This is a genomic window from Sphingobium sp. AP49 (genome assembly GCF_000281715.2).
GTDB lineage: Bacteria > Pseudomonadota > Alphaproteobacteria > Sphingomonadales > Sphingomonadaceae > Sphingobium.
In genome coordinates, this window is the sequence record NZ_CP124576.1 from 726581 (window position 1) to 738542 (window position 11962).

Consider the following 11962-nt stretch of genomic DNA (forward strand, 5'->3'; position numbering starts at 1 on the left):
TTGGTCTATTCGGGCGATCCTGGTTGGAAGTGGGCAGTTCTATCTGCGGCGCCATCAAGTTGGCATCTCTTCATTCCTGTCGTGCTGGCGATCGAGATGTGCGTTGGGCGCATGGTGACGCTCGGCGGCTGTCGAACATCTGTGCGGCGGCTAGAGCATTTTCGAAGCAGATGGCATCATCTGCTGGCTCGGGAAATGCGGAAAACAAAAGAAAAATAGAGCGTGATCCGATTCAGTATGAACGGATTACGCTCTAGTCGCGACAACCTTGTTAGCCTCCGTCAGAATTCCTATGGCTTGCGTGCAGGGCGGTTAAGCCATGCGGTTGCTGGCTACGAAAGGCGGTTCCATGGCCCGCAAGTCCGAAATGGAAATGATCTTCCGTGCGCTTTCGCGGAACCGATGGATTCTAGTGGGCCTGTTGCTCGATCTGGTTGCGCTCGCGCCATCGGCCCAGGCCGCTGGGCCAGTCGAGATACTGGTCGCCCACAGTGATGAACGGGCGTCGGACGGGGCACTGATGATCGCCTTGAGGCTGCTCAACGATGATGCTGTGGTGCAGCATATATCGCTGCCGGATCGGGTCGAGGCGCGGTTGGATAGGGACGGCGATATACGCAATGTCTGGCTTGAGCGCGCGTCCGGGACGCCGGCTGATCTCGCCGTGCCTCCGCATGGCTTCGTTTCGGCGGCATATCGCCTGGCGGCTGATCAGGCGGCCCATGGTGGGTTGCTGTCGATTCCGCAATGGCGTGTTCCACAAACGGCATTGGCGCCCGCAGCGCCCGTGGCGCTCGCCGTCGCGGCGCCGGCGCTATCGCCTGCTCCTATGCCCCCGCCTGCTGCGCCCTCTCCGGCGGATCGGACGATTGGCAACGCCTTTCTCGACAATATGTCCGCCTATGAGCCGATCTATGGCGCCTATGGGCCAGGTACCAACAGCGATGCGCGGCTGCAGATCAGCTTCAAATATCAGTTGTTTGGATCGCGCGAACGGGCCGATCTGCCCGCATCCTGGCGCGATGGTCTTTATCTGGCCTATACGCAGCGCATGTTTTGGGACGTGGCGGCGCAATCCTCGCCCTTCCGCAATATCGATTATCAGCCCGAGATCATCTACATCGCCCCGTCGACCGGCCTGAGCAACGGCCTGTCGCTCAGCGCCCAGGTCGGCGCCCGGCATGAATCCAACGGTCGCGATGGTGCGGAATCGCGCAGCATCAACAGCCTCTATATCGCGCCGATGGTGGCGGTGCCGCTGAGCGGCAAATATCGCCTGATTGCGGCGCCGCGCCTGTCCTTCTACGTCGGCGACAAGTCGGACAATCCCGATATCGCCGATTATCGCGGCCATAGCGCGCTATTCCTGGAAGTGGGCGATGATGAGGGGCTGCGGCTGTCGACCCAGAGCCGGTTGAATTTCAGCACCGGCAAGGGCGCGGTCAATGCCGAGCTATCCTATCCGCTGCCGCGCCTGCTGGGCGGCGGGCCGGACATCTATCTCTTCGCCCAGGGCTTTGCCGGCTATGGCGAAAATCTGCTCGACTATCGACGCCAGGTGACCCGTCTGCGCATCGGCTTCGCGCTGGTGCGCTGATCGGCAGAGCGGGCGGTTGCGCCGGTCCTGCACGGCTTATAGGGTCGGGCGGCCGCCAATCTCCCGCAATTTGAGTGCTTGCCCGTCAATGTTTTTTCCTGTTCGCAACCTCATCGCCCTGCTGTTTCTGCTGCTGCCCGGCCTCGCTCTTGCCCAGCCTGCCAATCGTCTTACGCCCGGCTTCACCCGGGTCGCGATCGAAACATCGGTCGGGACCATCATCGTTGCCGTCGATCAACGTCATGCGCCGCTGACCAGCGCCAATTTCCTGGCCTATGTCGATGACCAGCGCTTCGACGGCACCAATTTCTACCGCGCGGCCCGCCGCAAGAATGATCCACGGCTCGGCCTGATCCAGGGCGGCATCGATACCGATCTTCGTCGCGCGCTGCCGCCGGTCCGGCATGAGCCGACCAGCCAGACAGGGCTCAAGCATCTGGACGCTACCCTCTCGATGGCCCGGCCGGACCGGAGCAATTCGGCGAGCGGCAATTTCTTCATCACTATCGGCGCGACCCCGCGCATGGACGCGCAGGGCGACTATATCGGCTATGCCGCCTTTGGCCATGTCGTAGGCGGCATGGATGTCGTGCGCCATATTCTGGCAGTGCCGACCTGCTGCGGCACTGGCCCGATGCGCGGGCAGATGATCGTCAAGCCGATCACCATCCTCCATACCAAAAGGCTGGACGGCGCAGCCCGACCCACCGGCAAGGTCAAGCCCTGGTTGATCCCGCGGGCGCAGCCGCGTCCCGCCAAATAGCCGTCAGGCGATAGCTGCCTGGCTGCGCAACCAGCTTCGTCCGGCCCCCTGCGGCGGCCGGGCGGTGAAGCGCTTCCAGGCCTGTTCATGGAAGAAGAAGGCGACCGCATTGATCACCGGTTCGACCAGGGCGATGCCGCCCGCGATGGTCATCGATCCAGTCATCAAATAGGCTACGGTGAAGCCCACGGTCAGATGGATCGACAGATAAGTGACGGTCTTGATGAGATCGAGCGGCATGGCGGAAACCCTTTGAAAGCTGTGCCTTGGTAGTTAAGAATTGTTCGCAATAATCGCCAATGGCTTTTCCCGCTGGCTCTGATCGTCTGCGGCGATCAATATGGCGCCAGGAGGCGCTTATGGCGGGACGGATCAGAGTCGGCATCGGCGGGTGGGTCTATGAGCCCTGGCGGGGCAGCTTCTATCCGGTTGGCATGCGTCAGAAGGACGAGCTGGCCTATGTCGGTGCCCATCTGACCGCGACGGAGATCAATGCGACCTATTATAGCAGCCAGAAGCCGGCCACCTTTGCCGGCTGGGCGCGGGCCGTACCCGATGGCTTCCAGTTCGCGGTCAAGGCGTCGCGCTTCTGTACCAATCGTCGCGTGCTTGCGGATGCGGGCGAGTCGATCGAGAAATTCGTCAAGCAGGGGATCATCGAACTGGGGGACCGGCTGGGGCCGATCTTGTGGCAATTCATGCCGACCAAGACATTCGATCCCGACGACTTGGGTGCGTTCCTTAAGCTGTTGCCGACGAGCGTCGATGGCGTGGCGTTGCGCCATGCCCTGGAAGTGCGACATGAAAGCTTCAATGATCCCGCCTTTCTTGCTCTGGCGCGGGATGCCGGCGTGGCAGTGGTGCTGGCCGACCATGATGCCTATCCTGCGATCGCCGGCCATGACGTCGGCTTTTCCTACAACCGGCTGATGTGCAGCAGCGAAGAGGAGGAAGCAGGCTACAGCCTGTCAGAGATTTCCGGCTGGACCGATCGGGCAAGGGAGCAGGCGGTGCTGGGTGACGCCTATATCTTCTATATAAGCGGGGCCAAGATACGGAATCCGGCCGCAGCGCTGGCCACCATCATGGCTCTGGAGCAACAGCTGTGACATAATTGCGTTTAATGCAATTGGAATGTCAGGCTTTGCGATTGTTACAATTCCATGAAATCATCATATGGCACTGCATCCCGATCCGGGGTGTCATCCAATGATGGAGTCCAATATGCGTCAGGCCTTTCAGGCGACTGCGCTGGTGGTTGCGGTCAGCGTTCAGATGCTGACCTTCTACTCGGTGCTGTACGCTTAAGCGCATTTTTGCGCATGTCTTTGTCCCGTCAGTGCGGGGCATAAAAAGGCCGCCCAGGGCATATGCCGGGGCGGCGCTTTTGTATCCGGAGCCCTGCGCCCGGCGGCGGCGAGGGATCAACCCTCGGCCAGCCAGCCGGCGAGCAGATAGGCCACGACGCCGATCGGACCGAGGGCGCACAGGGTCAGCAGCACCAGGGCGACGCGGATCAGCGTGACATCCAGCCCGGTGCGGTTGGCGATGCCCGCGCACACGCCCATGATCTTCGCGTTGCGGCGGTCGAGGGTGAAGCTGTTGTTCATGAATCTGGCCTTCAACTCTTGTTGGAGAGGGGGATGATGGCGGTTGCCCGATCAGGCGATCGGGGCAAGCGGGACAGCGGCGCTCACGAAGAGGCTGGCGAAGATGACGGCGCCGACAAAGGCAATGGCGACGCTCTGGAACTTGGCGATGGACATGATATTTACTCCCTTGATGTCTTGGCCGGACCATCCGGCCTTGATGCCAAACAGGATTGCAGGAGGCGTGCCAATTTCGATTTTTGGCGTAAAATCGTGGATTTTGCCAAGGGTCACGATTTTCCTCATTGAGGAAAAATCTGTTCTTTGGGAAAATTCACCGTCAATCGGTGAAAAATCACAGCCGTGCCTCTAAATCCACCGCTCCTCTTCGTATATGGAACGCTGCGACCGGGCTTTGATGGAGTGATGGCGCGCTGGCTGGCCGATATCGCACAATGGGTGGGACCAGGCTGGATGCAGGGCGCGCTATATCAGGTGGTGGATTATCCCGGATTCGTCCCGGGAGGGGCAGGGCGCGTACGTGGCGATCTGTTTGTTCTGACCGATGCGGAAGCGCAGCTTGCGCAGCTGGACGCCTATGAGGAATGCACATCCGATCATCCGCAGCCGCATGAATATTCGCGCCAGCAGTGCGTCGTGGAAACGCCCGACGGCCCGGTCGAGGCCTGGGTCTATCTGTACGCTCTGTCCGTTACCGGACATTCGGTGATCGCGGGCGGGGATTTCCTGGCGGCGGGACGGGTGTAACTATTTCCTAGTTCAGCCCCTGATTTCCTCGGCTACGAAGCGACTGTGCCTCGATAGCGTCGAGTTCCTGGAGGTAGCTGGACGTCCGATGGGCGCCCAGCGCGCCTTCGCTTTCCTCCACGACCTGTCGCAAATCCCGGAGGGTGCGTTCGATATAGGGTGCAGGCAAATCGGTGAGGAGGCGCGCGATCATGTGGCGATGCGCCATGCGCGCGCCGTCAGCACGGGCAATGGATGCGGCCATGCTGGTCATCTGCTCGACCAGCTGGGCGATAACCTCCGTAAGCTGCTTCTGCATATCAATCTCTCCGGATGACAATTGATACACGCATTACCGGCTGGGCATAGCCCTTGGTTTGGGCCGATATAACCGGGATGATTTATCCTCCTGGTCCGCGCAGGGCGCGGTTGCGCCAGGCGGCGGCATGGCTAGTCTGCGGCAAACCACGGCAGGCCCGCCGGGCAGAGGAGAATGTGGATGACCGTCGATCGTCAGGACGTACAGCCCCCCGTCGAACGCCTGCCCGAAGATCGCAACTGGATTGATTCGACTGGCCTTAGTCGGCGTCATATCCTCGCCGGTGGCGCCTTTGCCGCCGGGTTTGCTGCCGCCTGTCAACCGGTCGCGGCCAGCACCATACAGACCCCGATAGAGGGGCTGGTGGAGGAAGCGGTCTCGATCCCGACCAGCGACGGCTTTGCCATGCCGGGCTATGTCGCCCGACCGGCAGGCAAGAAGAAGGCGCCGGTGATCGTCGTGGTTCACGAGATTTTCGGCGTCCATGAATGGATCCGCGACATGTGCCGCCGTTTCGCCAAGGCGGGTTATCATGCGATTGCACCCGATCTGTTCGCGCGCCATGGCGACGCCACCAAGGTCAGCGACTTCAAGCAACTGGTGGCGGAGATCGTCAGCAAGACGCCCGATGCACAGGTGCTGTCCGACATCGATTCCACCTATGCCTTTGCCGGCGCCCATGGCGGCGATGTGTCGCGGCGCGGCATCACCGGCTTCTGTTGGGGTGGACGAGTGGTCTGGCTCTATGCCGCGCATAGTGCCGCACTCGACGCGGGCGTCGCTTTCTATGGTCGGCTGGTGACGCAGAAGAATGATCTCCAAACCCTGTCGGCGATCGAGGAGGTGGCCAAGCTCAAGGCGCCGGTGCTCGGCCAATATGGCGCCCTGGACAAGGGCATACCCCAGGCCGATGTCGAGGCGATGCGTGCCGCGCTCAAGACAGCGGGCAAGTCGCCGCCCGATGCCATCACCGTTCATGCCGGCGCCGACCATGGTTTCATGGCCGATTACCGGCCCAGCTATAATGAAGCGGCGGCGCAGGCCGCCTGGACCGAAACGCTCGGCTGGTTCGACAAATATGTGAAGGGGTGATCGCGTCACCCCTTCATCGCCCGGCCCTTATTTCTGCTTCATCGCCTCGACCGCGGCCAGCGTGCTCTTCACATGGCCGGCATAGCTCATCTCGCTATGGACGAAGGCGATGCGGCCGCTGGGCGCGATGACATAGGAGGTGCGGTCGGTCATGCCCGGCCGCATCTTGAGCGCGACATCATAGCCCGACACGATGGTCGGCCCGGCCGAGGCGACCGCGAACTTGCCGGCGCATTCCTTGGTGGAGAAGGCAACCAGATCATCGACCGGATCGGCCGACATGCCGATGACGGTGGCGCCCGCCGCCTTGAACTTGTCGATATTCTCGGCGAACTCGCGCGCCTCGGCTGAGCAGCCCGGCGTGAAGGCCTTGGGGAAGAAATAGAGCACCACCGGCCCGCGCTTGAGCTGATGCGACAGGGTAACGGTGAAGGTCTTGCCGGCGATCGCGCCGCGCGTGGTGAAATCGGGTGCCTTGGCGCCGACGGCGAGCGCAGCCATGCCGCTTTGCGTGCCCAGGACTGCGGCCGCCAGGGCCAGGATAATCTTTGCGCGCTTCATTTTCTAACTCCCATGGGTCGGTCAGGCGGCGGGGACGGGCGGTTCCCACAATTCGATGGCGTTGCCCTCGGGGTCATGGATGCGGGCAAAGCGCCCGACATCGGGATGATCCCATTCGGGCTTGGTGATGACCTCAACGTCCGCCGCGCGCAAGTCCGCCAGCAGCCCGTCGAGATCGGCCACACGCAGATTGATCATGAAGCGCTTGTCGGCGGCGAAATAGTCGCTGTCCTGTTTGAACGGCGAAAAGACCATCGGTCCGCCCAGCGTCTGCCAGACATATTCGTTGACCGCCGGAATGTCGGGGTCGGCGCTGCATCCGCCGCCAACGCCCAGATGGGTGCGATACCAGGCCGATAGCGCCACGGGATCGCGTGCGCGAAAGAAAAGTCCGTCCATTCCCAAAACCGGCATGGCATCCCTCCTCGATTGTCGCGGCGTTGATAGCATGGGCGTGATTGGCGGTCACGCGGGCGATAGGGGGGGGGAACCCGATGCGGCCCTGCCGGGTTGGCATCGCATGCGTAACCATTTCTTTCTCGCCCTTCCGCTGCTGCTGCTCGCCGGTTGCGGCGGCAAGGATCAAAATCAGTCCGGCATGGTCACCAACATATTGGACCAGGCCTTGCCCAGCACGCGCGACGTTCCGCCCGGTGCCAATGCCATCACGCCGGTCGAGCCCGCGCCCGACCTGCCGGTGGCCAAGGGCGACGCGATCCACGCCAATGCGATCCCGATCGCGCTGCAGGGGCGCTGGACCGGCACCAGCGAACGCTGCGGCGATAAGGCGGCTGCGCAGGCGCTTGAACTGACGGCAGGGAGCCTGATCTTCCATGAAAGCGTCGGCACGGTGCAGCGCGTCACGCGCGAGGGGGAGGGGCGGCTGGCGGTCGTCGCCAATTTCACCGGCGAGGGCGACAGCTGGACCCGGACCTTGATGCTGCGTCCCTCGACCGATGGCCAGCAACTCACCATCGCCAATGACGGCACGGCGATCGTACGCAAGCGCTGTACCCCGGCGGCCTGAACCGCTTCCCCCGGCGCGCAGTCCTCGCTAAGGCGGCGCGATGATCGGCCGCCTCACCCTGAGTGATTTCCGCAACCATGCGGACGCGCTGATCGTGCCCGATCAGCCGTTCGTGCTGCTGACCGGCGACAATGGCGCGGGCAAGACCAACATATTGGAAGCGCTATCGATGCTGGCACCCGGCCGGGGCCTGCGCGGCGCAGCGCTGCGCGCGATGGCGCGGCAGGATGGGGGTGGCAGCTTCGGCATCGCGGCGGAGGTGGATGGCGTGGTGCTGGGCACCGGCATCAGCGCGGATGCGCCCGACCGGCGGCAGGTGCGGATCGGCGGTGTCCCCTCGTCCGCCAATGCGCTGGCCGATCATCTTGCGATCGTCTGGCTGACGCCGGCGATGGACCGGCTGTTCCTGGACAGCCCCGGCGGTCGCCGCCGCTTCCTCGATCGGCTGACGCTGGCGCTGCATCCCGGCCATGCCGCGCACAGTGCCCGCTATGAAGCTGCGATGCGCGCGCGCAACCGGCTGCTCACCGATCTTCGCCGGGCGGACCCGGCCTGGATCGGCGCGCTGGAGGCACAGATGGACGAGCATGGCACGATACTCGCCGCCGCTCGTGCTGATCTGGTCGCGCGCCTCAACACGCAACTGATCGACCAGCCCGACGAGCCTTTCGCCCGGCCGCTCATTCGGATCGCGCAGGAGGATGGTGCGAGCGGCGAACCGCTCAGCCAGCGGCTCGCCCGCGAGCGGCGTCGAGATTCGGCTGCCGGTCGCACCCTGTCGGGGCCGCATCGCCACGATCTCGACGTTATCCACATTGCCAAGAATCAGGCCGCCGCACTCTGTTCGACTGGCGAGCAAAAGGCGTTGCTGCTCTCGATCCTGCTGGCGCATGCGGCCCTGGTCTCGACGGATCGTGGCCAGCCGCCTGTGCTGTTGCTCGACGAAGTGGCGGCGCATCTCGACCCGTCGCGACGCGCTGCGCTGTTCGATCGATTGCGCGGAACCGGCGGCCAAGTCTGGATGACCGGCACGGAAGACAGCCTTTTCAACGAGTTGAACGGTGCAACCCGGCTCCATGTAACGGCCGGGCATGTTTTTCGTTCCGCAGCATGACGCATCGCAGCAACGACTCATCGCTCGGCGGTTTTCAAGACGAACGGCGTCTGCCCTAAGGAGGTCATCGGGGATTATACCTACCTACAAGTCGGGGGTCGCAAGGAATGATCGGTGGTTTTCGCGCGCTGTTCGCAGCCGCCATGCTTGCGCTCGGTGCCTTCTCTGCCGTTCCGGCCACCGCAGGTGTCCTGCAATGCGCGCCCTTCGCGCGCGAAGTCTCCGGTATCCAGCTTTTCGGCAATGCCAATACCTGGTGGAACCAGGCGGCCGGTCAATATGATCGCGGCCATGAGCCGCGCGTTGGTGCCGTTCTGTCGTTTGCGGCGAGCCGTGCCATGCCGGTCGGCCATGTCGCCATGGTCAGCAAGGTCGTCAGTGAGCGCGAAGTGCTGCTGACCCATGCCAACTGGTCCTATCGTGGCGGTGTCGAGCGTAATGTCCGCGCGATCGATGTGTCGCCGAACAATGACTGGACCGACGTACGCGTCTGGTATGGCCCGCTCGGCAATGTCGGCCTGCGTTCCAACCCCGCTAACGGCTTCATTTATGCCGGCAAGCCGGGTATCGATCAGCCGGTCCAGATCGCCCTGGCCGACCGCGCGACGGCTGGTGCGGACAGCGCCCGAGGTGCTTTCTAAGCTGTTAACCTCTTCCTTACGGATGGAGCTCTAGGGTCGATCCCGGTGGGGCGATTCTCGGTGTTTGAGGTCGCATAAATGTTTCGATTTGTCCGCTGGGTGGCGCTGCTGTCCAGCTTGACGGCTGCGCCTGTTCTAGGAGCCACGGCGCTGCAGTGCGTGCCTTATGCCCGCATCGTTTCGGGCGTGGACATCTATGGCGATGCGCTCACCTGGTGGGATCAGGCGCAGGATCATTATAAGCGCGGCCACAAGCCGAAGAAGGGGGCGGTGCTTGCCTTCCGGCCAGTGGGGGCAATGGTGCTCGGCCATGTCGCCGTGGTCAGCAGGATATTGGATGATCGGCGCGTGCTGATCCGTCATGCCAACTGGTCGACGCCCGGTGCGATCGAGGAGGATGTGCTGGCGGTCGATGTCTCTGATGCCGGCGACTGGAGCCAGGTGCGCATCTGGCATAGTCCTACGGGGCAGATGGGCGCGCGTACCAACCCGACCTTCGGTTTCATCTATCCGACCAAGGCCAAGCTCCATCCCTTCACGCCCGACCCGGCGCTCGGCAGCACCGTGCGTTTCGCCAGCGTCGATGCGGATGCCTGGGATGATGTGGGGCCACCCCGCATGACGACGCCGATCGCGGCCAAACCTGCCATGCGCCAGGCGCGTGCATCTGCGTCGGTTCCGGCACAAGTCAAACCTGCCCCGGCCCGCCACAAGGCACCGCGGATCGAAGCCGATCCCTTTGTCGTGGAATATGCCGACGCGATGCCGGCGGACCGCTCGCTGGGCGACATCATCGCCGATGTGAAGCGCGAGGCGGTGATGAACTGACCGGCCCCAGATCAGGCAGGGACCGGTCTTTACCGCTTATTCGGTGTCGGCGGCCTTTTCGCCCTCGGCGCCTTCTGCCGGATTCTCGAACCAGGCCTCGACCTCGCCCGACAGCTTGATGGTCAGCGGGTTGCCGTGACGGTCACGGGTCTTGCCGGCGGCGACGCGAATCCAACCTTCGGAAATCGAATATTCCTCTACATCCTTGCGCTCGCGTCCCTTGAAGCGAATGCCGATACCGCGCTGCAGTACCTCCATGTCGAAGAAGGGGCTGCGCGGGTTGGTGGACAGATGGTCGGGGGGCGTGTCGCTCATGATCTCAATTTCCCTGAAAATGCTGCGCAGCGCCTACTATCTCCTGACCATGGGCGTCAACCGCCGCCCGGACGTCCGGCGTCGCAGTAAATGCGGCGGATGATACCCAGGTCCAACCAGGTGACGAAGCGGTTCTGCGCATCGGTTAGTCCGGCAAAGGGATAGGCGATGGGCTGGTCGCCGACCGCGCGGCTGGCGGCGGTCAGGCGCATCATGGCATCGGGGGTGACGGTCAGGATGCGACCACGCCGATCGGTCGATGCGCTGTTGATGCCGACCACGCGACCGTCGGTGGAAAAGACTGGCCCGCCGCTGATCCCGGACAAGGTGCCATCGCCTTCCGGTACCCGGCCGCGCTCGGCCCAGACCAGGACCGGCTGGTCAATACCGCTGCTGCCGCGTCGCGCTTCGCTGCGGCCGATCAGTTCGGACAGGACAAGGGTAGGTTCGCCCGCCGGAAAGCCCATATGATAGCCGGTCGATCCCGGAGCGGGTGCCCCCGCGCGCAAGGGCAGGGCGGCGGGGCTCGCCGGGCCGCGTGGAATGATCGCAGCATCGGCCTCCCGGCTCTCCAATATACGCGGCACTTCCAGGGCGCGACCACGCTGTTCCAGCCCGACGCGGGTGCAACCGCTGGTCACATGTTCGGCGGTCAGCCATGCGCCCTGCCTGTCGACGGCAAAGGCGGTGCCCATCGAATCGGCGGGGCCGCCGGGGCGATCCTCGATCACATATTGCTCGGCGCTGCCTTGCGGCAGTGGCCGGCGTGGCGATCGCGGGTCGAACTGCTCCACTTGCAGCGGCGGTCCTTGCATCTCGCCCAACCAGGCAAGCAGCAGGATCAGGCCCAAAAGCCAGGGCATGCAGCCGCAGCCCCTGCGTGCCATGCGCTTAGCCCGCCACCGACGCAGCGGTCAGGCAGGCCACTGCCGCCTTCATCATGGCCAGGAAGATGGCGGCGGATCGTTCATTCGCCTCGATCCGGCCGGACAGCGACCCGAGCAGGAAATCGACCAGACGGAAAGCGATAAGCTGTAGCACCAGCGTCACGCTGCCCCAGATCAATATGTCCCAGACATTGACCGATCCGGCGAGGCAGAAGGCCAATGGCATGGCAAGCCCGACGGCTGCACCGCCCAGCGAGATGGCTGCGGCCTCGTTGCCGCTGCGGATCAGGGCGAATTCGTCATGCGGCGTTATCCACATGTAGAGCGCCATCGCTGCGGCCCAGACCAGGGTTGCACTGGCGAGGTGCAGCAGCAGGATCGGCAGGCCCGACAACAGGCTCTGGATGACGGGAGCGGGATCGGTCATGGTCACATGAAATGCCGCAAGCCGTCCCCAAGTTCAATTGGGGACGGCTTGGACG

The 11962-nt window shown here is 63.4% G+C and carries 18 protein-coding genes; 9 read left to right on the forward strand and 9 right to left on the reverse strand.

Annotation, left to right across the window (positions count from 1 at the left end; translation table 11 throughout):
- Positions 1-349 precede the first annotated feature (349 nt).
- Entirely contained in the window at positions 350-1597 is a 1248-nt protein-coding gene (locus PMI04_RS03495; RefSeq protein WP_007711409.1) for a phospholipase A, read from the forward strand.
- Between the two features lie 88 nt (positions 1598-1685).
- On the forward strand, positions 1686-2360 hold the full coding sequence (locus PMI04_RS03500; RefSeq protein WP_007711406.1) for a peptidylprolyl isomerase: 675 nt from the start codon (positions 1686-1688) through the stop codon (positions 2358-2360).
- A gap of 3 nt (positions 2361-2363) precedes the next feature.
- Here PMI04_RS03500 and PMI04_RS03505 read toward each other — a convergent pair whose 3' ends face one another.
- Positions 2364-2600, reverse strand: a complete 237-nt coding sequence (locus PMI04_RS03505; RefSeq protein ID WP_007711404.1) for a DUF2061 domain-containing protein — start codon at positions 2598-2600, stop codon at positions 2364-2366.
- A 119-nt stretch (positions 2601-2719) separates the two neighbouring features.
- On the opposite strand from PMI04_RS03505, the gene PMI04_RS03510 reads away from it, so the two are divergent.
- Complete coding sequence (locus PMI04_RS03510; protein WP_007711401.1) at positions 2720-3469, forward strand: DUF72 domain-containing protein; 750 nt, start codon at positions 2720-2722, stop codon at positions 3467-3469.
- A 315-nt stretch (positions 3470-3784) separates the two neighbouring features.
- Here PMI04_RS03510 and PMI04_RS03515 read toward each other — a convergent pair whose 3' ends face one another.
- Positions 3785-3970, reverse strand: a complete 186-nt coding sequence (locus tag PMI04_RS03515) for a PspC domain-containing protein (protein ID WP_004208760.1) — start codon at positions 3968-3970, stop codon at positions 3785-3787.
- A gap of 51 nt (positions 3971-4021) precedes the next feature.
- Positions 4022-4243 carry a hypothetical protein gene (locus PMI04_RS03520; protein ID WP_007711398.1) on the reverse strand — a complete coding sequence of 74 codons (222 nt, stop codon included), beginning with the start codon at positions 4241-4243 and terminating at the stop codon, positions 4022-4024.
- A 60-nt stretch (positions 4244-4303) separates the two neighbouring features.
- Between PMI04_RS03520 and PMI04_RS03525 the strand changes: the two genes are divergently transcribed.
- Positions 4304-4717 carry a gamma-glutamylcyclotransferase family protein gene (locus PMI04_RS03525; protein ID WP_274517625.1) on the forward strand — a complete coding sequence of 138 codons (414 nt, stop codon included), beginning with the start codon at positions 4304-4306 and terminating at the stop codon, positions 4715-4717.
- A 7-nt stretch (positions 4718-4724) separates the two neighbouring features.
- Here PMI04_RS03525 and PMI04_RS03530 read toward each other — a convergent pair whose 3' ends face one another.
- A complete protein-coding gene (locus PMI04_RS03530) occupies positions 4725-5015 on the reverse strand; it encodes a hypothetical protein (protein ID WP_007711391.1) in 291 nt (96 codons plus the stop codon).
- 180 nt (positions 5016-5195) lie between these two features.
- Here PMI04_RS03530 and PMI04_RS03535 point away from each other — a divergent pair, with 180 nt between their 5' ends.
- Positions 5196-6107 (forward strand): dienelactone hydrolase family protein, encoded by a 912-nt coding sequence (locus PMI04_RS03535; protein ID WP_007711388.1) that lies wholly within the window; start codon positions 5196-5198, stop codon positions 6105-6107.
- Between the two features lie 27 nt (positions 6108-6134).
- On the opposite strand, the gene PMI04_RS03540 is transcribed toward PMI04_RS03535, so the two are convergent.
- The gene (locus PMI04_RS03540; RefSeq protein WP_007711385.1) at positions 6135-6668 is read right to left on the reverse strand and encodes a peroxiredoxin; all 534 of its coding nucleotides are present in this window, start codon (positions 6666-6668) and stop codon (positions 6135-6137) included.
- Positions 6669-6689: 21 nt separating this feature from the next.
- Positions 6690-7082 (reverse strand): VOC family protein, encoded by a 393-nt coding sequence (locus PMI04_RS03545; protein WP_007711382.1) that lies wholly within the window; start codon positions 7080-7082, stop codon positions 6690-6692.
- A 106-nt stretch (positions 7083-7188) separates the two neighbouring features.
- On the opposite strand from PMI04_RS03545, the gene PMI04_RS03550 reads away from it, so the two are divergent.
- The 4 genes from PMI04_RS03550 (at position 7189) to PMI04_RS03565 (ending at position 10278) form a co-directional block, all read left to right on the forward strand.
- Positions 7189-7695, forward strand: a complete 507-nt coding sequence (locus tag PMI04_RS03550) for a hypothetical protein (protein ID WP_193378305.1) — start codon at positions 7189-7191, stop codon at positions 7693-7695.
- A gap of 40 nt (positions 7696-7735) precedes the next feature.
- A complete protein-coding gene (gene recF / locus PMI04_RS03555; RefSeq protein WP_007711375.1) occupies positions 7736-8809 on the forward strand; it encodes a DNA replication/repair protein RecF in 1074 nt (357 codons plus the stop codon).
- 107 nt (positions 8810-8916) lie between these two features.
- The gene (locus PMI04_RS03560) at positions 8917-9450 is read left to right on the forward strand and encodes a CHAP domain-containing protein (protein ID WP_007711367.1); all 534 of its coding nucleotides are present in this window, start codon (positions 8917-8919) and stop codon (positions 9448-9450) included.
- Between the two features lie 78 nt (positions 9451-9528).
- A complete protein-coding gene (locus PMI04_RS03565; RefSeq protein ID WP_007711364.1) occupies positions 9529-10278 on the forward strand; it encodes a CHAP domain-containing protein in 750 nt (249 codons plus the stop codon).
- 36 nt (positions 10279-10314) lie between these two features.
- Here PMI04_RS03565 and PMI04_RS03570 read toward each other — a convergent pair whose 3' ends face one another.
- Genes PMI04_RS03570 through PMI04_RS03580 form a run of 3 tightly spaced genes read right to left on the reverse strand, consistent with a single transcriptional unit; the run spans position 10315 to position 11907 of the window.
- Positions 10315-10593: a DUF3297 family protein gene (locus tag PMI04_RS03570; RefSeq protein WP_007711361.1), complete on the reverse strand. Its 279-nt coding sequence runs from the start codon at positions 10591-10593 to the stop codon at positions 10315-10317.
- A gap of 56 nt (positions 10594-10649) precedes the next feature.
- Entirely contained in the window at positions 10650-11456 is an 807-nt protein-coding gene (locus PMI04_RS03575) for a serine protease (protein ID WP_007711358.1), read from the reverse strand.
- A gap of 28 nt (positions 11457-11484) precedes the next feature.
- Positions 11485-11907: a DUF350 domain-containing protein gene (locus tag PMI04_RS03580; protein WP_007711357.1), complete on the reverse strand. Its 423-nt coding sequence runs from the start codon at positions 11905-11907 to the stop codon at positions 11485-11487.
- Positions 11908-11962 lie beyond the last annotated feature (55 nt).